Annotated in this window: 28 protein-coding genes; 3 read left to right on the top strand and 25 right to left on the bottom strand. The window is 40.3% G+C overall.

Features of this window, described 5'->3' with window-relative positions:
* Positions 1–5 precede the first annotated feature (5 nt).
* The 20 genes from GJS40_RS14330 to GJS40_RS14235 form a co-directional block, all read right to left on the bottom strand.
* Positions 6–575, bottom strand: a complete 570-nt coding sequence (locus tag GJS40_RS14330) for a hypothetical protein (RefSeq protein ID WP_270898529.1) — start codon at positions 573–575, stop codon at positions 6–8.
* A gap of 760 nt (positions 576–1,335) precedes the next feature.
* Positions 1,336–2,223: a polyprenyl synthetase family protein gene (locus GJS40_RS14325; RefSeq protein ID WP_270898528.1), complete on the bottom strand. Its 888-nt coding sequence runs from the start codon at positions 2,221–2,223 to the stop codon at positions 1,336–1,338.
* Positions 2,220–2,462: an exodeoxyribonuclease VII small subunit gene (gene xseB / locus GJS40_RS14320; RefSeq protein WP_270898527.1), complete on the bottom strand. Its 243-nt coding sequence runs from the start codon at positions 2,460–2,462 to the stop codon at positions 2,220–2,222. The genes GJS40_RS14325 and xseB overlap by 4 nt, the downstream gene beginning before the upstream one ends.
* A complete protein-coding gene (xseA, locus tag GJS40_RS14315) occupies positions 2,455–3,840 on the bottom strand; it encodes an exodeoxyribonuclease VII large subunit (RefSeq protein ID WP_270898526.1) in 1,386 nt (461 codons plus the stop codon). The genes xseB and xseA overlap by 8 nt, the downstream gene beginning before the upstream one ends.
* A gap of 5 nt (positions 3,841–3,845) precedes the next feature.
* Positions 3,846–4,700, bottom strand: a complete 855-nt coding sequence (folD, locus tag GJS40_RS14310; RefSeq protein WP_270898525.1) for a bifunctional methylenetetrahydrofolate dehydrogenase/methenyltetrahydrofolate cyclohydrolase FolD — start codon at positions 4,698–4,700, stop codon at positions 3,846–3,848.
* Entirely contained in the window at positions 4,697–5,107 is a 411-nt protein-coding gene (gene nusB, locus GJS40_RS14305) for a transcription antitermination factor NusB (protein WP_270898524.1), read from the bottom strand. The genes folD and nusB overlap by 4 nt, the downstream gene beginning before the upstream one ends.
* Positions 5,108–5,151: 44 nt before the next feature.
* Positions 5,152–5,553, bottom strand: a complete 402-nt coding sequence (locus GJS40_RS14300; protein WP_270898523.1) for an Asp23/Gls24 family envelope stress response protein — start codon at positions 5,551–5,553, stop codon at positions 5,152–5,154.
* An 18-nt stretch (positions 5,554–5,571) separates the two neighbouring features.
* Entirely contained in the window at positions 5,572–5,946 is a 375-nt protein-coding gene (locus GJS40_RS14295) for a hypothetical protein (RefSeq protein WP_270898522.1), read from the bottom strand.
* 158 nt (positions 5,947–6,104) lie between these two features.
* A complete protein-coding gene (locus tag GJS40_RS14290) occupies positions 6,105–6,677 on the bottom strand; it encodes a SpoIIIAH-like family protein (protein ID WP_270898521.1) in 573 nt (190 codons plus the stop codon).
* Positions 6,678–6,681: 4 nt separating this feature from the next.
* Entirely contained in the window at positions 6,682–7,326 is a 645-nt protein-coding gene (gene spoIIIAG / locus GJS40_RS14285) for a stage III sporulation protein AG (protein ID WP_270898520.1), read from the bottom strand.
* Positions 7,310–7,918, bottom strand: coding sequence for a stage III sporulation protein AF (gene spoIIIAF / locus GJS40_RS14280; protein ID WP_270898519.1), 609 nt, complete (start codon positions 7,916–7,918; stop codon positions 7,310–7,312). The genes spoIIIAG and spoIIIAF overlap by 17 nt, the downstream gene beginning before the upstream one ends.
* Before the next feature lie 6 nt (positions 7,919–7,924).
* Positions 7,925–9,130: a stage III sporulation protein AE gene (gene spoIIIAE / locus GJS40_RS14275; RefSeq protein ID WP_270898518.1), complete on the bottom strand. Its 1,206-nt coding sequence runs from the start codon at positions 9,128–9,130 to the stop codon at positions 7,925–7,927.
* A 10-nt stretch (positions 9,131–9,140) separates the two neighbouring features.
* Entirely contained in the window at positions 9,141–9,536 is a 396-nt protein-coding gene (spoIIIAD, locus tag GJS40_RS14270; protein WP_270898555.1) for a stage III sporulation protein AD, read from the bottom strand.
* Between the two features lie 12 nt (positions 9,537–9,548).
* Entirely contained in the window at positions 9,549–9,755 is a 207-nt protein-coding gene (spoIIIAC, locus tag GJS40_RS14265) for a stage III sporulation protein AC (protein WP_270898517.1), read from the bottom strand.
* A 24-nt stretch (positions 9,756–9,779) separates the two neighbouring features.
* Complete coding sequence (gene spoIIIAB, locus GJS40_RS14260; protein ID WP_270898516.1) at positions 9,780–10,292, bottom strand: stage III sporulation protein SpoIIIAB; 513 nt, start codon at positions 10,290–10,292, stop codon at positions 9,780–9,782.
* The gene (spoIIIAA, locus tag GJS40_RS14255) at positions 10,289–11,215 is read right to left on the bottom strand and encodes a stage III sporulation protein AA (RefSeq protein ID WP_270898515.1); all 927 of its coding nucleotides are present in this window, start codon (positions 11,213–11,215) and stop codon (positions 10,289–10,291) included. Before spoIIIAA ends, spoIIIAB begins: the two co-directional genes overlap by 4 nt.
* A gap of 135 nt (positions 11,216–11,350) precedes the next feature.
* Positions 11,351–11,911: an elongation factor P gene (gene efp / locus GJS40_RS14250; RefSeq protein ID WP_270898514.1), complete on the bottom strand. Its 561-nt coding sequence runs from the start codon at positions 11,909–11,911 to the stop codon at positions 11,351–11,353.
* Between the two features lie 21 nt (positions 11,912–11,932).
* Positions 11,933–13,000, bottom strand: a complete 1,068-nt coding sequence (locus GJS40_RS14245; protein WP_270898513.1) for a M24 family metallopeptidase — start codon at positions 12,998–13,000, stop codon at positions 11,933–11,935.
* Positions 12,993–13,430, bottom strand: coding sequence for a type II 3-dehydroquinate dehydratase (gene aroQ / locus GJS40_RS14240; protein ID WP_270898512.1), 438 nt, complete (start codon positions 13,428–13,430; stop codon positions 12,993–12,995). Before aroQ ends, GJS40_RS14245 begins: the two co-directional genes overlap by 8 nt.
* Before the next feature lie 75 nt (positions 13,431–13,505).
* Positions 13,506–13,955 carry a YqhR family membrane protein gene (locus GJS40_RS14235; protein WP_270898511.1) on the bottom strand — a complete coding sequence of 150 codons (450 nt, stop codon included), beginning with the start codon at positions 13,953–13,955 and terminating at the stop codon, positions 13,506–13,508.
* 255 nt (positions 13,956–14,210) lie between these two features.
* Here GJS40_RS14235 and GJS40_RS14230 point away from each other — a divergent pair, with 255 nt between their 5' ends.
* Positions 14,211–14,579, top strand: coding sequence for an SA1362 family protein (locus GJS40_RS14230; RefSeq protein WP_270898510.1), 369 nt, complete (start codon positions 14,211–14,213; stop codon positions 14,577–14,579).
* Positions 14,580–14,628: 49 nt separating this feature from the next.
* Positions 14,629–15,399, top strand: coding sequence for a phosphatase PAP2 family protein (locus GJS40_RS14225; RefSeq protein WP_270898509.1), 771 nt, complete (start codon positions 14,629–14,631; stop codon positions 15,397–15,399).
* 7 nt (positions 15,400–15,406) lie between these two features.
* On the opposite strand, the gene GJS40_RS14220 is transcribed toward GJS40_RS14225, so the two are convergent.
* The 3 genes from GJS40_RS14220 to GJS40_RS14210 all read right to left on the bottom strand — a co-directional run bounded on the left by GJS40_RS14220 (position 15,407) and on the right by GJS40_RS14210 (position 19,658).
* Complete coding sequence (locus GJS40_RS14220; RefSeq protein WP_270898508.1) at positions 15,407–16,303, bottom strand: patatin-like phospholipase family protein; 897 nt, start codon at positions 16,301–16,303, stop codon at positions 15,407–15,409.
* A gap of 65 nt (positions 16,304–16,368) precedes the next feature.
* Positions 16,369–16,809: a transcriptional regulator MntR gene (gene mntR / locus GJS40_RS14215; protein WP_270898507.1), complete on the bottom strand. Its 441-nt coding sequence runs from the start codon at positions 16,807–16,809 to the stop codon at positions 16,369–16,371.
* A gap of 284 nt (positions 16,810–17,093) precedes the next feature.
* A complete protein-coding gene (locus GJS40_RS14210; RefSeq protein ID WP_270898506.1) occupies positions 17,094–19,658 on the bottom strand; it encodes a vitamin B12-dependent ribonucleotide reductase in 2,565 nt (854 codons plus the stop codon).
* A 294-nt stretch (positions 19,659–19,952) separates the two neighbouring features.
* Here GJS40_RS14210 and dat point away from each other — a divergent pair, with 294 nt between their 5' ends.
* Positions 19,953–20,789: a D-amino-acid transaminase gene (gene dat, locus GJS40_RS14205; protein ID WP_270898505.1), complete on the top strand. Its 837-nt coding sequence runs from the start codon at positions 19,953–19,955 to the stop codon at positions 20,787–20,789.
* A gap of 87 nt (positions 20,790–20,876) precedes the next feature.
* Here the strand turns inward: dat and GJS40_RS14200 are convergent, their stop codons facing one another.
* Together GJS40_RS14200 and GJS40_RS14195 are read right to left on the bottom strand one after the other, a co-directional pair.
* Positions 20,877–21,716 (bottom strand): lipoate--protein ligase family protein, encoded by an 840-nt coding sequence (locus GJS40_RS14200; RefSeq protein ID WP_270898504.1) that lies wholly within the window; start codon positions 21,714–21,716, stop codon positions 20,877–20,879.
* 275 nt (positions 21,717–21,991) lie between these two features.
* Complete coding sequence (locus tag GJS40_RS14195) at positions 21,992–22,624, bottom strand: MBL fold metallo-hydrolase (RefSeq protein WP_270898503.1); 633 nt, start codon at positions 22,622–22,624, stop codon at positions 21,992–21,994.
* Positions 22,625–22,767: the final 143 nt, after the last annotated feature.

Below are 22,767 nucleotides of genomic sequence, written 5' to 3'. Positions count from 1 at the left end.
GTGAATTATTTATTTTTTGTCGGATAGAAAACTTTTTTTATCCAGTGATACAAGTGCCCGACTTGAAAAATAATTTTATTTGCGTTCTCGATGGCAAAAGTTTTTCCGAGAGCTTTCCCTCCGACAGTAAGTGCAGCGACTAATGCGGTAAAAATAACATTGACAACGAACTGAAAAGTAGACCCATCCCCAGCATTTGCTGCCAAAGTTAATTGAATCACCACAGCAGAAGCAGCCGTCCCACTCACTACCCCGGACACATCTCCTACAACGTCGGCACAAAAATTAGCCACTTTGTCGGCATTTCGGTTAATGAAAACCGCTTCTTGTGCTCCTGGAATTTTTTTCGCTGCCATCGCATGGAAAGACGCACTCGTTGCAGCAGTAGCAGCTACACCGATAATATCAAAAAACACACCGATAAAGATGATGACCAAAACAACAAGCATGCCGGCAGCCCAGCCAACTCCAGATAATAAAGCGGTTGAGATGATTGTAAAAATAGCCGCTAACACGAACGTGATAACGGCAATTAAAATACTCCATTTCAGTGAGTTTTTCCACATATTATTCATTATTTCCCTAATCACCTAATATCGAGACGTCTTTTGGTTATCATAATTAAAAACTTGGCTTATCGCCAAGTTTTTGATGGCGAAAGCATATCCAACTATGTACGCGTTCGGATGGTCGGTAAAAGTGTAAATCTTGTGCCTTAGGTCCAGTAGGATTTCCCAATCACTTACCATGTGTTGCCACGATGGCGGTTTCCCTTTAAAAGTGATTTGATGCCGTCGCCGAACATCAGACTGGATTGCCACTTAGGACACACTGCAATCCACTTTTACCGTCCGAAGAGCAGTCTAGGAGCTTTCCTCAACAATTCCGTGCCACTCTCTTAGCCTCTTTTGCAGAGCAGGTTTCAGGTATAAAGAAAGCACTCGTTGGCCAGCGAATACTTTCTTTCTTTAGAACCATCCCCCTTGCTCCACTCAAGGCAGGCTACACTGCAGCCAGACTTTCCCACAGCCTGCCATGCAGGTCTAACCTTGTTCTTCTGTAGTATGTCCTGGAAAAACAGAGAACAAGGCCTCCGCGGCGAAAAGGGTTCACGCCCACATGCCATTGTAGATCGCCCTTAACGCCTTTACTCCCAACATTGACCCAAGGCTGGGCGCCTCGAGCCAACACCAGGAACTTCATCGATGTGCCCTTTAGCGGATTTTTAGGCCCGCCCTCGAGAATGGAGAATTGACTAGAATACTGCACCATCCGAATTTTGTACTTTTATTATATCATGGATATCAACACCTGCACAAACAAAATATCGCCCTCTTAGTGAGAGCGATTCGTAATGTATTCTACAAATTGCGCCAATAATGAAACATCCTTTTCGATCGAGTGTAAACTGGAAAGCGCTTGGTCGGCGTGTATTTGTAACTTCTCTTTTGCTCCTTCCAATGAGAGTAAACGTGGATAGGTGCTTTTAAGTTTACTTTCATCGGAACCTATTGCTTTCCCCATTTGATCAGGATTTCCTTCCACATCCAAAATATCATCTTTAATTTGGAAGACAAGCCCTAGCTGTTCTGAAAATGTCCGTAAATGAAAAATGTCTTCCTCCGTCGCTTTTGCTAAAATTGCTCCCGCTACGATCGCATATCGTAAGAGAGCCCCAGTCTTGTGATGATGGATATATTCCAATTCCTTTAATTCAAGCTCTTTTTTTTCCCCTTCCAAATCGGCAACCTGTCCTCCGACCATTCCTTCTGCACCGGAAGCTTCCGCCAATTGTTGTACTAATGTCATTTTCACTTCCGGGGAGACGCCTTCCAAAGTACTAACCAGTTCAAAAGCGCGAGTCAATAGCCCGTCTCCTGCCAAAATGGCCATCGCTTCTCCAAATACGCGATGATTGGTCGGTTTTCCCCGACGAAAATCATCATCATCCATCGCCGGTAAATCATCGTGAATGAGTGAATATGTATGAATGCATTCCAACGCACAAGCGACTTGATAATCTGTTTCCTCAATGTCACGGTACGTGGCAATGGTTGCTAACATTAATAATGGTCGTACCCTTTTCCCACCAGCGTTGAGAGAATACAACATGGCCTCTTTTAAACGGCCGGGGCAAGATAAATTTTCGATAAATAGCGGAAGCCTTTGATCAATTTCTTTTTTATATGCTTCGATAAATGTTTGTAGTGACGTCGTATTCAACCGTCGTCCTCCTCTGTCTGTAATGAGGTGATCTCCCCATCTTCCGTAATGATGCGATCCATTTGTTTTTCTACTGTTTTTAATTTTTGATGACATACGTTCGATAACGTCATCCCTTCTTGATACATTTGGATCGCTTTTTCAAGTGGTACTTCTCCTTCTTCTAGCGTTGTCACAATCTTCTCTAATTGTTCCATCGCTTCTTCAAAAGATAGCGTTTTTTCTTTGTGATCAGTCATTCTTCTCTCCTTCCTTTTCTTCCGGGAAAATCGTGTTTTTCGAGATAGAAGATACCGTTCCTTTCACCGTACCATCCGATACATACATCCGAAAGGACTGTCCGATTGATAGCTGATCGACAGAAGTAATGAGCGTGTCATCTTCAGTATAAGAAACTTGATATCCTCTTTCCATAATAGAAAGCGGGTTTAATAGTTCCAACTTCTGTAAGTTTGCATGAAAGCGTTCCTTCTTCATTTGGAAAAAGTGATTCATCCCTTGCGTGAGTCGTCGATTGTATTCTGTTAATTTTTCCGTTTCTCTTTTTGCCAATTGTAATGGATGCTCACGTTCCAGTCGTTTTTCTAACGTGCGTAATCGTTCTTCCTTTCCCCGTTGGATGTCATGCATCTGTTTATGTAATCTTTCTATTAACCGATCTAGTTCTTGTTCTTTTTGCTGCAAGAGACGGGCAGGATAACGAAAAGCATAAGAACGTTGTAACTGATACAGTTTGTCCCTACGGTGATTGATTTGTTCTCGTATGACCCGTTCCAGACGATGTTGCCATTGCTTAACTTTTTCGAGCATTTCTTTTTGTTCAGGAGCAACTAACTCCGCCGCTGCTGTTGGCGTTGCGGCCCGAACATCTGAGACAAAATCCGCAATCGTTACGTCGGTTTCATGTCCGACTGCTGACACAACCGGCATGGACATGGAAGCAATTTTTCTTGCTACGATCTCTTCATTAAAAGCCCACAATTCTTCGAGCGAACCTCCGCCCCGTCCGACAATAACAACATCAAACTCCCCCATTGCTTCCACTCGTTCAAGCCCCGTCACGATCGAATGTGGCGCTTCCTTTCCTTGGACAAGCACCGGGAAAAGAGTAATCCGAGCCGGTGGGAAGCGCCTTTTTAATGTTGAAATCATATCTTGAATTGCCGCTCCTGTGGGAGAAGTGACGATGGCAATTTCTTTCGGCAACTTTGGAAGTGGCTTTTTTCTTTCTGGCGCAAACAGCCCTTCTTTTTCCAGTTGCGTTTTTAATTGTTCAAAACGTACATACAGTTGCCCCAGTCCGTCTGGTTCCATCTGTTGGACGTACAATTGGTATTGTCCGAACGGTTCATACACGGAGACGTTTCCTACTACAAGTACGTTCATCCCATTTTCGGGTTCAAATTTTAAAAAACGGTTTTTCCCAGCAAACATCACAGCGGAAATGCGGGAACGTTCATCTTTTAAAGTAAAATACATATGTCCACGACTATGTCTTTTGAAGTTGGAAATTTCCGCACGCAACAAAACATGTTGTAATTGATCATTCATTTCGAGCGTCTTTTTGATTTGAGTCGTTAATTCCGTCACCGTCGCCCATTTTTTCTCTCCGGTCAACATAACTACTCCCTACCTAGTCGTTTTTTTGCAGATAACATCGTATTGTAAAGAAGCATCGTAATTGTCATCGGTCCGACGCCTCCCGGAACGGGTGTTATGTAAGAAGCTTTTTCTTTCACTTCATCAAATAAAACGTCTCCGCACAATTTCCCGTTTTCTTTTCGATTCATCCCGACATCGATAACAACTGCACCTTCTTTTACATGCTCTTTTCGAATCATTTCTTGACGTCCAACAGCTGCAATTAAAATATCCGCTTGGGATGTATACTTTTCTAACTGGGGTGTTTTTGAATGACAATAAGTCACCGTCGCATCTGCATTCAATAACAATTGTCCCGCCGGTTTTCCAACGATATTACTTCTTCCAATGACCACTGCATGCTTTCCTCGGACATTAATATCTTTATATTCAAGCATTTTCATGATGCCAAAAGGGGTACAAGGTAAAAACGCCTCTTGGCCAGTCATCATCCGACCTATGTTAATTGGGTGGAAGCCATCGACATCTTTTTCTGGAAGAATGCGTTCAATCACTTTTTTGTCCGATATATGATCCGGTAGAGGCAACTGTACTAATATGCCATGAATATTCGGGTCTTCATTGAAACGATCAACGGTACTCAGTAACGTTTCTTCCGACGTATCTTCGGGTAGTTCAACGAGCTCGGAGTGAATACCTACTTCTTTGGAAGCTTTTTCTTTTCCTTTCACGTAAGAGCGAGAAGCGGGATTATTACCGACTAAAATAACGGCAAGTCCAGGTGTTATCTCTTTTTTTAAGCGTGCCACTTCTTCTTTTATTTCTGCGCGTAAAGATGCTGCGACTTCTTTGCCATCAATAATTTCTGCTGTCATTGTTCCCTCTCCTTTTGTTTTACTTCATCTAATATTTTTGATAAGACACCGTTCACAAATTTACTAGGTTCTTCGCCACCAAATGCTTTTGCAAGTTCGACTGCTTCATTCACACTCACATGTAGCGGAATGTCTTCTGCAAACAACATTTCATACGTTGCAAGCCGGAGCACGGCCCGGTCCACATTCCCAATGCGTTCCATTTTCCAATTGGTGACGTTTCTTTCAATACATTCGTCAATTTCTTCTTGATGTTTCAGCGTCCCTTCTATAATTTCAAACAAAAATTCACTAGCTACTTCCCCGGGTTCCACCGTGTGACGCAAAGCTTCTTCCCAATTCGCACCGATTAAATCTACTTGGTATAATGTTTGGATTGCTCTCAGCCTTGCTAGACGTCGATTCATTCATTTAATCTCCTTTTTCCAAAACTTCGAGAAAAGAAAAGAGCCTATGATTGCTCGCTCTCTTCTGTCGTATTAAGCTGTACACCGACGATATGAACATTAATCGCCTCTAATGGAATTGCTGTCATCGTTTGAATGGCTTGATGAATGTTCTCTTGAATATTTTTCGCCACTTCCGGAATGGATACACCGTAACGAAGGGTAACAGAAATATCGATTGTCGTTCCTGATTCTTCACTTCCTAAGTCAACTTTGACGCCCTTGCCATGATTTTTCCGACCAAATCTTTCTGCTACATCCGTTGCAAAGCTTCCTCTTAGCGAATGTACTCCTTCCACTTCCGAGGCCGCTAAACCTGCGATCACTTCAATCACTTCCGGTGCTATTTCAATCGTGCCTAATTCATTTTTCGTGTTTTCTAAATCAATCGCACGGTATTCACTCAATCCATCCACCCCCATACTTTATTCTATGTCTTTTGCGTCACTTTCTGCCTGCTCCTTTTGAGCTTGTTTTTCTACGTATTCATATTTATATTGACGAAAAACCGGGTACTCTGATAAATTTTCCGGAATCTTGCCATTTTCTAATAAAATAATTTTCACGATGTTTTTATTTCTTGCCATATGATATTTTTCCCCGTATTCATTATGTTTCGTAAACTGCTTTAAATTCTCATAGTCTTCTTCTTGGATCGAAACGGTATAAGCGTTATCTCCTTCCCCATATTCATGTTCAAACCCAACTTCGAATTCGACTATTTGAATTTGATCATTTTTCATATTACGGGTCTGTTCTAACACGGCTTTGGCACCGTCTGTTAAATCATTCCATTCCATGAATAAAACCTCTCCTCAATGTTAGAATCCAACAAAGTGTTGGTTAAATTATATCATGCCACTTCTTAATTTTCATTATTTCCTTCGCGCACTCCTTTCATGTATCATATAAAAAGCTTCGGAGAGTGGTCTATATCTCCGAAGCCCTTCCTCATGTATTAATTGTAGTGGCCAATCACGACATCATCTACCCCTAAATGTTTTCTTGCTAAGCGATGAAGATGAGCGGCTTCCTCTTTCGATAACTCACTCGCTTTGACAATCACTCGTGTTTGCTGATTGCTTGTAATGACGACGGCATCTTCATAACCTTCCGCTTGTACGAGACTTTCTAACGTGCTTTCATTTTGCGCGAGTTGTTGTAGCCGTTCTCTTTCTTCATATGCTTTACTTTTTTCCTCCGCAGTAAAGTCATCGGAGGCAATTTGTTCTGTATATTGTTCATTTAAACGACTCCGGATCTCTTCTCTTTCCATACGCAATTCACTAAATAAATTGTTTCCTTCCGTGTACCCTTGCACTTCTTGAGCGCTATCCTCTTGTGGTTCGGTTTCTTCGATGATTGTTTCTAATTCTTCTTCATCAAGCCACGTGGTCCACTCTTTCTCTGTCATTTCTTCTTCCGTTGCTTCTTGGGCTGTTTCATCCGGAGACATGACATAATACACCGCAAGGACAATAGTTAAACTTAACATCGTCATGAGCCAAATCGTTTGTTTTTTTAATACCATGATTTTACTCCTTTCCTTTTTCTTTCGGCAGTACCGATACTTTATGGGGAGCGACATCCATCACCCGCGTCACCGCTTCCACGACCCATTCTTTTATTTGGGTATTCTCTACTCCTTCAGCAACGACGAGCACCCCGCGAATATCGGGATTTTTAGTTTGATAAAGTACAGGTTCCTCTCGATTTTCCTTTTGTAGGACAACCATCTCCTCTTCGATTTCTCCATCTTCTACTGTGCGGCTCCCTCCTTCTTGATCTTTCTCCTTTGTCGTCTGTTGATGTACGTAGCTGTTTTTTTCATATTCTTTTTTTTCACTGCCTTCGAACGTCACCATCACCGTCGCATTTTCAATGCCAGAAATTTTAGTAAGCATATCCGCCAATCTTTCTTCCATTTCTTTTTCCGTAAAAGAATCCTTTCCCTCCGGTTTCGCCCCTGTTTTCACCACTTCGTCTTGGGAGTGATGGAGATGATTCCAATCGTCTTCCGGCACATCTGTTTTATTGATCGTTCCGAATATCATTAAAGCGATGCCAAAGAAGAGAATAACGATAAGATACCAAGGAATCGGCTTTTTCGTTGATTCCTTTTGGCCCTTCAACAAATCTTTTAAAAAAGATATGCTCGTTTTCTTATCCTCTTCTGCCACGATGGTCCCCTCCTCCCATGGTGATTTGTAATTGGGTACTATCTACTTGCCACTCTTTTTCTAAATATTTAATGATTTCTCGTTTTTGATTTTCCCGTTCCGAATCATTTTCTTCCGCTAGTTCAACACGTATTGGTTGCGTGATGTGATCGTCGGCTATTTCCGTGAGAGAAAGTGTTATGACCCACTCTTTCACATCTTCTATTTCCTCTTCGTCATACGTTACTTGAATATCCTCAATCTCCCACCCCCATCTCGACACAATCGTTTCTTCCACTTGCGCTTGCATTTGTTTCGCTACTTGATTAGAAATATATGCATCTTGTCCAGCTTCTATTTCGGTTTTATGTGCATTTATTTCTTCTTCCATCGAAACAGGGAGATAGGAAAACAAGGCAATCCCTTCTTTTTCTAATTGATTCGGTACGTTCATGAAAGAAAGAATCGGTTCAATAATAAGAAGCATCAATATAAAGGAGAGAACGAGTCGAACGTAGGTGCGAAAGGAAGAGGAAGGAAGTAATATTTCAATGAGAAAGGCGGCAATTAAAAAGATGATAAGTTGACTCATCCATTCCCCTAACCATTCCATCGACTCTCACCTCACCATCAACGAAATATTTCCGGAAGCAACGATAAATGTGATCGCAATAAAAAACATGAAAGCAACGAGAGCTAAAGAAGCGAACATAAAAATAACCGTTTTCCCTAAAGTAGATAAAGAGTCTAACAACGGACCTTCTCCAATTGGTTGAATAACCGCTGCAGTAAAATGAAATATAAAACCGATGACGAGCACTTTTAAGGCCGGGAAAGCACAAATGACAAACAAAATGACGACCCCTGCTACTCCAATCGTATTTTTTAATAATACGGAAGCGCCTAAAACCGTATCTGCTGCATCCGTAAACATCCTTCCGATCACCGGAATAAAATTTCCGGCAAAATACTTCACCGTTTTTATTGCCATCCCATCTGTCACTGCCATCGTTGCTCCTTGAACAGAAATCACACCGATAAAAATCGTAAAAAAAAACCCTAAAATACCAACGGCTGTCTTTTGTAGTAAATCAGCTAATTTTGTTACTTTGATGTGATCATTTAAACTGCTTACAATACTCATGAGAGCAGAAAAAAATAGTAAAGGCAGCACGATATGTTGCACGAGTAACCCACTCGTTTGGATGAGAAACATGACGAGTGGATGAAACAAACCTGCGGAGGAAAGGGAACCAGTAGAGGCTAAAAGAGCTAACATGAGTGGAAGCAAGGCCGTCATAAAATGAACCATGTGGGCAATCGTTTCTTCCACATAAGACATCGCTACGTAAAAACTATTGATAGCAATAACAAGCATGACAATAAAGATGACACTATACGCTGTTTTATTTACTGCTTCATTTTCAAAAGCGTGTTGAAATGTTTTTACAATTGCACTAAACAAAGCAAGAAGGATTAACGTTCCCATTAATTTCCCGTTAGCAATAATTTCGTGTAAAATAAAGCGAAAAAAAGCAATGATCCATTCTTTCAACGAAAAACCCGTGTCTTCCCGTAAAAATTCATGAAAAGAACCTTTTTGTGACTCCGGCAAAAAAGGCCCATATTCTTTTAATAACTGATCCCAAAAAGTTTGAATGTCTTCTAAATTTAATTGCTCTAATTGCTCGTCTTTTATCGCGTCAATACTTCCTTCATTCTCCTGTTCCTCCTGTTGACTTTCATCCAGCGCCGCTACTATTTCTCCCATGCTGATACAGTGAAAAAGTAAAACGAGACAAACGACCAAGATTTTTTTCCCCATCATGTTCACCTCAAGCTCCCCGAGGCATGAGCGTTAAAATCGTTTCAATTAATACTTGAAAAATTGGTATCGCTAACATAATGATGATGAGTTTTCCCGCCAATTCTATTTTTGCTGCAATGGCTTCTTGATCCGCATCTCTTGCAATGTGCGCGCCAAATTCAGCAATATAAGCAACACCGATAATCTTTAAAAGCGTTTGAATATATATGGAATTCACACCAGCTTGTCCTGATAAAGAAGAAATTAATTGTAAAGCTGATTCGATTGGTGCCAATAAGTAAAGAAAAATAAAAGCTCCCGTTGCCAGACCAATGAGGAGGGCAACTTCCGGTTGTTTCGGTTGTAACAGAAGAATTAAAAAAGTGGCGATGAGCGCAAAACCGACAATTTGAACGATCTCAATCGTCATCGCCTCCTAACCTTGTAACAAGAAAACACTTCTTATTTTCTGAAATAAATCATCTACAATCGTTGCGACCATATACAACACCACAACAAAACCGATGAGAGTGACCCAATGCGCCCAGTCTTCTTTGCCCATTTGTTTTAACACCGTATGAATCATAGCAACAACAATCCCTATTCCAGCTATTTGAAAGATGGTATTCACATCATAGGCCACTGTCATGTCCTCCTTTAATCTTTTTTAAATCAACAAAATAATAAGGAGTAATCCTGCTAAAAATCCTAACGTTTTCGTCATTTTTTCATATTTTCTTTGCGTTTCGATTGCTTCTTTTTCTTCTTTTTCTAAATGAATGATCGCAAGGCGGATATGTTTTTGTTGTTGGTGTTTTTCGTGTTGACCGAGCGTGGCTCCAAATTGACGCATAATTTCTTTTTCTTGTTCATGCATTGCGGTAGCGGGCCATGTTTCATTTAAACTATATTCCCACGCCTCTTCTGCATTTTTCTCTCCTTGTTTTAATCGTCTCGAAAAACATTGAAAAATGTACGCAACAGGGATAGGAAGTTGACGGCTAATCTTTTCGCTTATTTCTCTTAATGGGCTCATTCCATACATCATTTCAGCTTCAAAAGTTTGCAAAGCTACCTTTAATTGTCTTAATTGACGAGGACGATCTGTTAGTTTTTTTGCAAAATAAAAACCTGTCCACGTTGAGCCACATAAAATGAAAAGCGCTCCAAGCCAACTCATTTTTCTATCACCGAAAACGACGGCTTGAAAGTACGTTCTTTCACTTTTACTTTCCCTAAAGAAGTTCTATGGAGCGTTAGTATATGTTTAAAAAGGACGTCAGAAAATAATCGTTTCATCGTTGGTCTCTTTTTCATTTCTTCTTCACTATGTCCGTGTACGGAACAAATGACCGTGACACCAGCATAAGCAGCTTCTAAAATCGCATCTACGTCTTCTTCTCTCCCTATTTCATCCACAATAATGACTTCCGGACTCATCGAGCGAATCATCATCATCATTCCTTCTGCTTTCGGACATCGATCTAACACATCGGTTCTTTTCCCGACATCAAAGGATGGAATTCCTTGGTAACACGCTGCAATTTCTGAACGCTCGTCGACAATCGCTACTTTTTTAGATATGTGTTGATCGTTCCATTCACCATTGCTTAAAATACGAGCAAGATCACGCAGAAAAGTTGTCTTCCCAGATTGAGGAGGACCAATAATTAACGTATGATCCACATGATAACGATATAAACGTTTTGCACTTGGAAGCGCAACTCCCGGACGACTTCGAGCAAGACGAATGTTGAAAAAACGAACATGTTTCATCGTTTGTACTTTTCCATCTTCTTGAACGACTTGTCCGCCAAGGCCTACTCGGTGGCCACCTTTTGTCGTAATAAATCCTTGCTTGAGTTCTTCATGAAAGGCATATATGGAAAATTCACTTAATTGATTTAAAATATAATCGACATCTTCTTCTGTTAGCACATATAAGTCTTCCTTCTCATCTCGGAGATAGTAGACGCCTTCGTTCGTAATCAATTCAATGGGTGCATGAATGCGTACGCGTATTTCTTCTATGAAAGAGGGGAGGGCATGATTTGCAAAATAACCTTGTAAATGAGGCGGGAACAGATGGATGACTTCATTCAAGAACAGTCCTCCTTTCCAAAAGAGGTGTTTGTACACTTTATTCATTTTTTCTTTACATAGAACTCCATAAGAGAAAAAGAGACCAATAAAAAAGATGATTTCGTTTTACGCACGAAATCATCTTTTTCTCGTTATTTAGTTGGCACGGGAGACGTATTCTCCACTTCTTGTATCGATGACCAGTTTATCTCCTTGGTTCACGAAAAATGGTACTTGTACTTTATAACCGGTCTCTAATACAGCTGGTTTGGAACCGCCGGATGCTGTATCCCCTTTAATTCCCGGCTCTGTTTCTACTACTTCCAGTTCAACGGTGTTCGGTAGTTCTACCCCAAGGGTTTCCGATTCATATGAAATAACATGTACCTCCATATTTTCTTTTAAGAAATTCAGCTGATGTTCAATTTGCTTACTGGATAACTCAATTTGTTCAAACGTTTCTGAATCCATAAATGCATGTTGATCGCCATTTGCGTATAAATATTGCATTTTTTTTCGTTCAATGTGAGCTGTGTTCACTTTTTCACCAGCGCGAAACGTTTTTTCTTGAATGGATCCGGTACGAAGACTGCGTAATTTCGAACGAACGAAGGCAGCTCCTTTTCCTGGTTTTACGTGTTGAAACTCCATCACTTGCCAAATATCGTTATCTACTTCAATGGTTAATCCAGTTTTAAAATCGTTGACAGAAATCATCGAATCATCCCTCCGAGCATGTTAGTTTTCAATAATGATCAGTTCTTTAGTGGATGTTGTTAATCGTTCATTTCCGTTTTCAGTAATGACGATATCATCTTCAATTCTCGTTCCACCAACATCTGGTACGTAAATTCCAGGTTCCACCGTAACGACCATTCCTGGCTGCAATACAGTTTTTTCATTTTTCGATAAACGAGGACGTTCATGTACTTCCATTCCCAGTCCATGACCTAAACTATGACCAAAATAAGACCCGTATCCTTTTTCTTCAATCACTTGTCTTGCGATCTCATCTGCTTCTTTTCCCGTCATATTCGGGCCAATGGTGTTTACCGCTTGGATTTGTGCATCATAGACAATGTCATAAATCTCCTTTAACTGAGGAGACGGTTCTCCAATGGCGACCGTTCGAGTAATATCGGAACAATATCCTTGATAATACGCTCCGAAATCCATTGTGACAAGCTCGCCTTTTTCAATTTTTTTCTCAGATGCTACCCCGTGCGGTAGAGCACTGCGCCAACCAGAGGCCACAATAATATCAAAAGAGGAACCATCGGCACCTTGTTTTCTCATGAAAAATTCCAATTCGTCGCGAATCTCACGCTCCGTCATCCCGCTTTTTATTTGTTTTGTCACATGTAAGAACGCTTCATCCGCAATTACAGCAGCTTTTTTCAACATTCGAATTTCTTCTTCATCTTTTATCAGACGAATATTTTCGACGATGTCACTAACAGGAAGCAACTCCGCTTTTACGTGATTCTTTAGCCATTCATATTGCGTATACGTGATATGGTCTTTTTCAAATGCAACTGTTTTTATGCCGGTTTTCGATGCCAGTTCTCCAATCGAATCGTAACGGGAAAGGGATTCGACAATATCGAAGGATGGGCATTGTTTTTTCGCTTGTTCTACGTAACGGAAATCCGTCACAAGATACGCTTCGGTTTTCGTGATGAATAAGGCACCGGCAGTACCAGAAAACCCTGACAAGTAGCGACGGTTCGCCTCGCTTTCTACAAAAATAGCATCCACATCTTGCTTTTCCAACGCACTTCTTAGCTTTTCAAGACGTTTACTCATTGCATCCCCCTTTAACTACCTCTAATGCTAATTCATATCCTTTGATGCCAAAACCAACGATTTGTCCTTTAGAGACTGGAGCGATCACAGAATGTTGCCGAAATGCTTCTCTATTATGTATGTTTGAGATATGTACTTCAATCACATCTACAGAAATCGCTGCTATTGCATCACGGATAGCATAGCTATAATGAGTGAAAGCCCCTGGATTGATAATCACTGCATCCACGTTTCCTTCTGCTTCATGCAACCAATCAATAATGTCGCCTTCATGATTCGATTGCTTACATGTTAATTCAATTCCTTTCGTGCGGGCTTTCTCTGTTAACATGTTTTCTATTTCTTCCAATGTTGTCTTCCCATACACATCAGGCTCTCTTTTCCCAAGCATATTTAAATTGGGGCCATTAATAAGCAACGCTTTTTTCATCTCTTCTTCCACTCCCTCTCCAAAGACAATCCCCTCTTCCGTTGTATTTTACCACAACAAGGAAAAACGCACTAGCTATGATTGGGAGCGTTCCATTTCTTCATACTCAAAAGAAATCGAGTATCCGATAAACACACCATAGAGGATATATAAAGATAAAGTAGTAATGATCGTATCGGCATCCAATTCAGTTACCGGTTTTAATGACGGGAAAATGGGATGAAAGAAATAAAAAACAATCCCCCATAAAACGACACCAAATATCACTCCCGGCCAAATGGATGATAGTTTTTGTAAAGTATAACGATATAAAAATGCAACTCCAATGGAAAGAATGGACAAAAATATGATGCCGACAAGATGTCCAATATACGTTTTTTTCCAATCCGGGAGGGCCCATGGATCAAGCGCCAAAGCAGGACCGACCGATGTAAAATTTAAATAAAAAAGGGCATATCCAACCATACTCCAAATGAACCCACCAAAAAAACCAATCGAAGCGACACGTTGATGATAGCTCCACATACTCCATTCCCCCTCAATCGAATTGTCTCCTTCTTTAGTTTTTCTCAAAGAAGGAGAAATTATGAAGTAGGAAGCATAAATTTTTGAAAATAAGGGAATGAGTAATGATAAGTATAGAGTAATCGCTCGATTTCATGTACAATATAAGTTAAAGAAACTTTTTTCACATGACCGATTCAACAATGAGCGGATTGCTAGAACCTTCTTTCCAAGCTGCGCGTTCAACAATTGCTAGCGTTTTTCGGAGGTGATTTTTTGTCCCGTTTGTTACGTCATCCACTACTTACCATTGTGTTGGGTCTGGCGATGATTGGTATTGGCTATCAACTTGTTCATAACCCATTCGCGCTACTAATGTATTTGCTTATTGGCGCGGCCGTTGCTGTCGGAATGTACTTTCTCTTCACACGTGTCATTATGAAGAAAATCACAATGAACCAATATCGCGCCTCTGTCCCTCGTTCGAATCCAAATGCGAAACAGATGAAAGTTGTGAAGTCAGGTATAAATAAGAAACCAATAAAAAAACGCCCCTCCAAGTCAATCCATAGACGTCGGAAAGAGCATAATTTAACGGTAATAGAGGGGAAAAAGAACCGGAAAAAGAACCGGGCTCTTTTTTAACCTGAGCCCTGTTCTTTTTTCTTTGGAGAGAAGGAGGGGGATAAAGGAAATGTGGCCTGCTATTCAAGAAATAATATCGGTATTCACCAATGAATGGTTCTACTTAACCACCATCGCGCTTCTTTATTGGACGGTTGATAAACATATTAGTTTTAAATTATTTATCGTTCTCACCTTAACGCTTTATATTCACGCTTTTATTTATCACTTAATTGCTGAGCATTCTTTTCCTTTTCTTCCCGCAGAACCTGTGCAATTGGCAACAGCGTTTTGGGGGTACTTTATCGCGGAAGTGAGTAACCGAAAATTCACACTATTTGCTTGTGTGGTGATTTTTCTCGTCTCGCTGGTTACACTTCTCCATGGTTTTTATACACTTCAACATGTGATCATCGCAATGTTATTAGGGGTTTTTATTATTTATGCGGTGTATCGCACCCGCGATTGGATGAACAGTGCACCTGAATCACTCGTTTTTTCTTGTTCACTCGTATTACCATCAGCGCTTTTACTTCTTTTTCCTGAAGGAGCTGTCGCCTGTGGTCTTCTTCTCGGTGGAGGGGTCGGCTATAGTGTGGAAACGATCAAAAATCGCATGGTTTATCCGCACCAACTAATGAAAAGAGTCATTGCTGGCGTCATTGGTTTCATCGGATTATTCCTTCTCATTTATTTACACACATGGTTGTTTCATTCCGTTTTAACGACCTTTTTACACAGTGCGCTCGTAGGATTGTGGATTACGCTCATCTATCCACTACTGATGATTTACTTTGGCTGGTATAAACAAGACGGAGGATTGATTAGTAAATCATCATAATATTTATTTAATAAGTCCATTTTTTTAAAAAATCTTCCGTATACGTTTTCCCAATTTGAATTAATAATTCCCGATCTTTTTGCGACAAATCAAATGATGTTGTTTTTACTTGATCTACCGGTAAAAACACAATATCTTTGGCATGATACTTCGAAATATATCGTAAATCATAGGCATTTCTCATCGTATGAAACAGCGACTGATATAAATCAAGCGCATTTTTAATTTTCTTTTTTTCTTGTTCAAATATAGAAGGGGTCAATTGAAATCCGAGAATAGGACGCTTTTCTTTTTTCTTTTGATGCCCTTTAAAGAGCCACATCGGAAAATTACTTAATAAACCACCATCTACGACGAGATGTGGTTCTTTTTTCTTTTGAAAATGACAAAATTTCACCGGTTGGAAAAAATATGGAATCATGCAACTCATCGTCACTGCTTTAGCAATTGGAAAAGTTTCTTCGGTGTATCCGTATTTTGGAAGGTCGTCGGGAAAAACGATGATACTCCCCTCGGTAATATCAGAAGCAACAATTTTTAACGATCCTTTTTTTATATCTGCAAAACTATAGATGTTTTTTCTTTGCAACAAGCCTTTGATCCAACGTTCAAATACATCCCCTTTATAAAGACCTAACCTCCAATAGACAGAGAACCAAGCGACCCACGGCAAATACGTATTCAGCCACGTTTCGTTCATGATATCTGAAGATTCAAGAGACATGCCTATTTCTTTTAATTCCCGAGACGTATAGTTCGCTTGAATCAATGTGGCAACCACTGCGCCTGCGCTCGTTCCAGCTGTTCTTTCAAAACGAAAACCGTGACGCTCTAACACTTCTAACGCACCAACAAACGATAACGCTTTGACACCGCCCCCTGCAAACACACCATCAATTTTCATCCGCTCTCCGCCCCATTCATCAGTTGATATGTTGCAACGTATGAGAACAGCCGAGCGGATATGAGTCACTTAGACGATGATTTTTCCTCTTCTTCATTTTTCCGATGAATCTCACGTAAATGCTTAATTCTTTCTTCATCTTCTTGAAAATATTGCACAACATCTCCAATCCGGTCGATCGCATCCCAACTTAAATGATGTTCGATGCCTTCCACATCTTCGTATATATACTGCTCATCGACACCGATGATATTTAAAAAGTCTTCCAACAGCTCATGGCGATACACAAGACGCTTTCCGATCTTTTTTCCCTTTGGTGTCAATATGAGCCCACGGTATTTTTCATACACTAAATAATCTAATTTATCGAGTTTTTGTACCATTTTTGTCACAGAAGACGGGTGCACTTCTAGCGCCTCTGCAATGTCTGACCCGCGTGCATACCCTTTTTCTTCGATTAGCATATAAATTCGTTCTAAATAGTCTTCCATACTAGGAGTTGGCATGTTTTTGTTCCTCCCATATCTGTGTCTATCTGATTTGATATTTACATATGTAAAAAATGTTGCATTCTCTTTAGTTTACACTATTTTATGTTTATCAACAAATTTGCCAATACTCTTAAAAAGAGAAAATCTCACCCCATCTCCATCAATTTAGTATTGTGTCGAAAAAATAACAATCTTTGTAATACACGAATAAATCATCCCCATTTAATAGACAAGGAATAAAAAGATCGCAAATACCATGATAGGAGATTTGCGATCTTGTTTCATCATCAAGATTTCACTTATAATCCACATTTTAATTGAGCACCACAGTTCGTGCAAGTGTTACAGCCGCCAACTTCTTCTACCGTTCCTTCTCGACAGACAGGACACGTATCACCAATTTCATTTCCAAAATTGACTGTCGTTGCTCGTAAATCTTTAATTGTATTTACAAGGACTACTTTTTTGTCTTCACTTTCTTCTTCTACTTCCGTGTCATAGGAATCTTCTTCCATCATATTTTCTTCCGCTTTTAAACTTAATACTTGGGCATCCCGACTACCGTCAACGTACACGGTACCGCCTTTCGCTCCCCCTTTGTATAAACGTTCATATACTTTTTGTACTTGTTCCACCGTATAACCACGGGGAGCATTTACCGTTTTAGAGAGGGAACTATCGACCCATTTTTGAATAATGCATTGTACATCTGCATGCTCTTCTGGCGTAAGATCCATGGAAGAAACGAAGAACGACGGTAAATTATCACTCGTTTTGTCTGGATTGCGTTCCAAATATTCCTCGACAATTTCTGCGTTCACTTCAATAAACTTGCCAAGGCGACCACTTCGATAATATTTAAAGGAAAAATAAGGTTCTAATCCTGTGCTTACTCCGACCATCGTTCCTGTGCTACCCGTTGGCGCAACGGTTAATAAATGAGAATTGCGAATGCCATACTTTAAAATTCCTTGACGGATATCTTCCGGCATTCTTTTCATGTAACCAGATTGAATAAACCGCTCTCGTAATTTTTTCGTTTCTTCTTCCGTCTCTCCTACTAAAAATGGAAAGCTCCCTTTTTCCTTAGCAAGTTCAATACTCGTCCGATATGCCGTCGTAGCAATTGTTTCAAAAATTTTATCAATCAGTTCATTTCCGTCTTTCGATCCGTATCTTGTTTCCGTATAAATAAGCAAATCATGAAGCCCCATCACACCGAGACCGATTCGTCTTTCTCCTTTTGCTTGCCGCGTATTTTCTTCCAAAAAGTATGGAGTAGCATCTATCACATTATCTTGCATCCGAACTCCAACCGCGACGGTTTCTTTTAATTTTTCGAAATCGACGGTTTTCTCTTCTTTATTTGCCATTTGTGCCAGATTAATCGCTGCTAAGTTACAAACGGAATACGGAGCCAATGGTTGCTCTCCACAAGGATTGGTTGCGACCACTTTTTGACCATACGCTTGCGCATTTGTTTCATCATTTGCGTTATCAATAAAGAAAATACCAGGTTCTGCCGAATACGTTGCACATATATTAATTAATTTCCATAATTCCCTTGCTCGAATCGTACGATACACCCGAATGGCGTGGCCTCGTTTTTCCCATTCACGAACGTCTCCACATTGTTGCCACTCTTCGTTGTATATTCTCATTTCGTCTTCATCGTAGTTCTCTACATCCGGAAAGCGCAAATCGTACGTATCGTCATTTTCGACTGCTTCCATAAATTCTTTCGTCAGACAGACGGAGATATTGGCTCCCGTTAAAAAGTCCGGGTTATTTACTTCATACCTTCCACCTAATCGTAGCTTTTCTTCCGCTTCCCGAATCACTTTTTTCGGGAAACCCCCGTGTCCTGGAATGTTTTTATAATTTAATATTCCTTGATACATCGCTTCTTCGGTTTCAGACAGCGGCACAAATTTTAGCTTTTCTTGGATGAGTCGTTGAATTTGTTCATCCTCGGTATTTTCTAACAAATATCTTAAAATACGCGGGTTTTGCATTTTGGAAATAATAAATTCAAAAATGTCTGGATGCCAATCTGCCAGCATGATCATTTGCGCACCACGTCGCGAACCACCTTGCTCGACAAGATGAGTGAGCTTAGCAATATCGTCTAACCAAGACACGGAACCAGACGACTTCCCGTTAACACCACGAGCCAATGTATTACGGGGACGCAAGGTAGAGCCATTTGTTCCTACTCCTCCGCCGCGACTCATAATTTCCATGACTTGTTTCCGGTGTTCAGAAATCCCTTCCCGTGAGTCTTCTACATAGGGCATGACGTAGCAATTAAAATAAGTGACATCCGTTTCTGCTCCGGCACCGTATAGCACCCGACCTGCAGGAACAAAGTTCATCGCTCTTAATTCTTTATAAAATTTGCAAAACGATTCTTCTCGTTTTTCTTTTGTTGGTTCTACTGCTGAAAGACCAGTGGCGTTTCGTTTTGCAATTTGTTCGTAATAAATTTCCAGCGGTTTTTCGATCACATCAATTGGTCGCTCGACAATGCCTGTTTCTCCTTCTTCCCCTTCCAATACATGGTGAAAATCAGGATCTACTTTTACTTTTGCTTTGTTCTCTTTCCAGTTTAGTTCTATAACAAATCCGTACCCCCGTGCGGGAAATTTCGGATCTTCTTTTACTGTTAATACGACAAAATCACCTGTTTTTAGTGTCTTTTTTTCCGTATCCTTAAACGTATACCGATCGAGCATCACAAGACGAGAGACACCTTTTCTCGTAATATGCATGTCTTCTGTAATGGGATGCACTTGCGGAAAAAGGCGAATATCCTCATTTAAACGTGCTACATTAATTTTCATCTCTTCTACTGTCACACCCATGTACTCGTCCTCCATTCATTTCTAATCGTATGGTAACCATATCATACTTCCGTAAAGAAAATCAATATATAGTATTTATTTTAAAGTTACTCATACTATATATTGTGTAATATTCATTTTGTCAACTATTGTTTTTGGAGGTAGAAAGAGAAAAAGAAAGCATGGAGCGCATATTGGAATATTCTTCGCTATTTTCGACAAATTTGTTTCTTGTATGATTTTCCTATTTGTAGTCTCCACTTATTCCAATATATGATACAGTGGATATGACGCTAGGAATAAGGAGGAATGAAAGTGAGTCGTTATGTCTGGCTACATGACAAAATGATAAAAGAAGAAGACGCTCATCTTCCTTTTTTTGATCGCGGATATTATTTCGGGGATGGGGTTTATGAAGTGATTCGAATATATTCCGGTAAACCGTTTATGTTAACCGCTCATTGGAAACGCTTGGAACGAAGTGCATCGGAAATCAATATAGAAATGACTGTGACAAAGCAAGCGTTTTCTGATATCATCTTTCAACTGAAAGAAAAAAATGAGATACATAATGGGTATGTATATTTTCAAATGACGAGAGGAATAGAAGAAAGACAACATCTATACAGCAACGATTTATCTCCAGTTATTACGGCGTTTGCTAAAGAAAGCGACATTCCTCTTGATAAACAAAAACATGGTGTCTCTCTTTGGGCAATGGAAGATATCCGTTGGCTCCGTTGTGATATTAAAACCATTCATTTGCTCGCAAATGTCATGGCAAAAAACACCGCTTTTACCCACGGAGCGGAGGAAGCACTTTTACACCGAGGAAATACGGTGACAGAAGGTGCATCAACCAATATCTTCCTAGTAAAAAACGGTGTTATTTATACCCACCCAGCAGACAACTATATATTAAATGGAATTACAAGACAAGTGGTGATTGAGCTTGCGAAAGAAAATCGCTTTCCGCTCAAAGAAACACCTTTCTCCCTCATAGACATTTCTGAAAATGATGAAATGTTTATTACGAGCACGACGTTGGAAATCGTTCCTGTCACCTGTATCCGCGGTTCCATCGAAGTGACATTACAACCTGGAATCGTTACCCGAAAACTGCAAGCAGCCTTTCAAGCACGAGAAAAATAAAACCTGTCCGAAAAATCGGTAAAACCCAAGCATGTTCAGTCTTCCACATGCTTGGGTTTTTAGTCCATCCCAGACCCCTGATTCATTTTATCTACGGAAATTCCACTCATCGCTTTCATATTTATTTTTTGCTAACTCTAATATTTCTTCTTCTTGTTCTTTACTGAATGCGTATGGGGTCATATGTATATCGAGTCCCTTTTCAAACCCTTTCTTAAATGCTTCCGTCACTTCTTCTATCGACACTTTCGTACCGGTTAAATCGTTAATGGACACCGCCTTGTTTTTAAACGCGCGTTGCATGCGCTCGCGCACTCGTTCGGAAGGATATTTAAATAAATCAAATAATTGATCTTCATTCATGTCGATGACGATCGAACCATGTTGCAAAATCACGCCTTTTTGTCTCGTTTGTGCACTTCCTGCAATCTTTCTCCCTTCGACCACGAGTTCGTACCAAGACGGCGCATCAAAACAAACAGACGAACGTGGATTTTTTAACTGCTCTTCTTCTTCTTTTGTCTTTGGCACCGAAAAATACGCGTCTAACCCTAAATATCGAAACCCTTGCAACACCCCTTCTGAAATGACACGATATGCTTCTGTCACCGATTTTGGCATCGATGGATAAGACTCCGTGACAATCACACTATACGTTAATTCTTCGTCATGTAAGACAGCGCGACCTCCGGTAGGTCTCCGGACGAATCCGAGTTGATGCTTTTTCACCGCTTCCATATTGATTTCTTTCTCTACTTTTTGAAAAAAACCAATGGACAATGAAGGAGGATTCCAACCGTAAAAACGAACAACAGGAGGGATGATTCCTTCGCTGTGCCACTCTAATAACTTCTCATCTGCTGCCATATTGTAGGCAGGAGATTGATTGCCGCTATTGATAAAATACCAAGTTTGCTCTTGATCCATGTTACCACTCCTACTATCACGATAAAATAACTATCTTTTTAAAAAGAAAAAGAGGATGATTTGATTCAAAAATCCTATTTTACACTATTGACATAGTGTAAAAAGGATAATATACTAAAAATGTACGAAAGAACAGTGGTTAGGGAGTCCCCTCCCCTCATCGTTCTTTTCTCAATATGATTTACTCCCCTTTTTAAAAGATTTCCCTCCCCCAGGAAATCTTTTTTTGCTTTTTTTCTAAGCTGAACTCGGCGACAAGCCGAGTTTTCTTATGTTTAAAATCCGTTTAAGAAAGGATTGGTATCCATTTCGTGACGAATATTCGTTACTGGTCCATGTCCGCATGCCACCGTCGTCTCTTCAGGTAACGTCAATAGTTTATCGTGAATAGACGTCAATAACTGTTCGTGATTCCCTCCCAATAAATCAGTGCGTCCAATACTTCCATAAAACAATGCATCTCCAGAAAAAACCGTACTGGATGCTTCATGATAAAAAGAAACGCTTCCAGGGGAATGACCAGGTGTTTCAAGTACATCAAATGTAAATGAACCAATGGACAGCTTTCCTTCTTCCTTCAAAAGATGTTCAGCCGGTTTTGCCGTAATCGCATTCGCACCGAGAAATGAGCCGGAGCCATTTTTATGGGGATCCATCAACCAGTCTTCTTCTGCTTCATGAAGGTACACTTCAATATTGTAAGTCTTCCTGATGTGATCAACTGCGCCAATGTGGTCAAAATGAGCGTGGGTTAATAAAATAGCAGCAGGCTTTACCTTTTGTTGCTCTAGCCATGATTCAAGCTGAGGTGCTCCCCCACCAGGATCGACCACGATTGCTTCTCCTTCATGATGAAGAACGTAACAATTTGTCTGTAAAGGGCCGAGAGGAATTCTTTCCCATTTCACTTTATCCGACCTCCTCTTTATGTATCATTTCTCAACTATTATACCAATTGACAAGAGGAAGTAAAAATTTTTAATGCAAGGGTTAGGAAAAAAAGGTATAATGAAAAAGGAATCTGTATATCATACATGTGATCGTAGTTATC

The organism is Aliibacillus thermotolerans (assembly GCF_027853235.1).
Taxonomy (GTDB): Bacteria; Bacillota; Bacilli; order Bacillales; family Marinococcaceae; genus Aliibacillus; species Aliibacillus thermotolerans.
The sequence above is the reverse complement of the archived record's forward strand: the minus strand, read 5'-3'. Positions and strand labels throughout refer to the sequence as shown.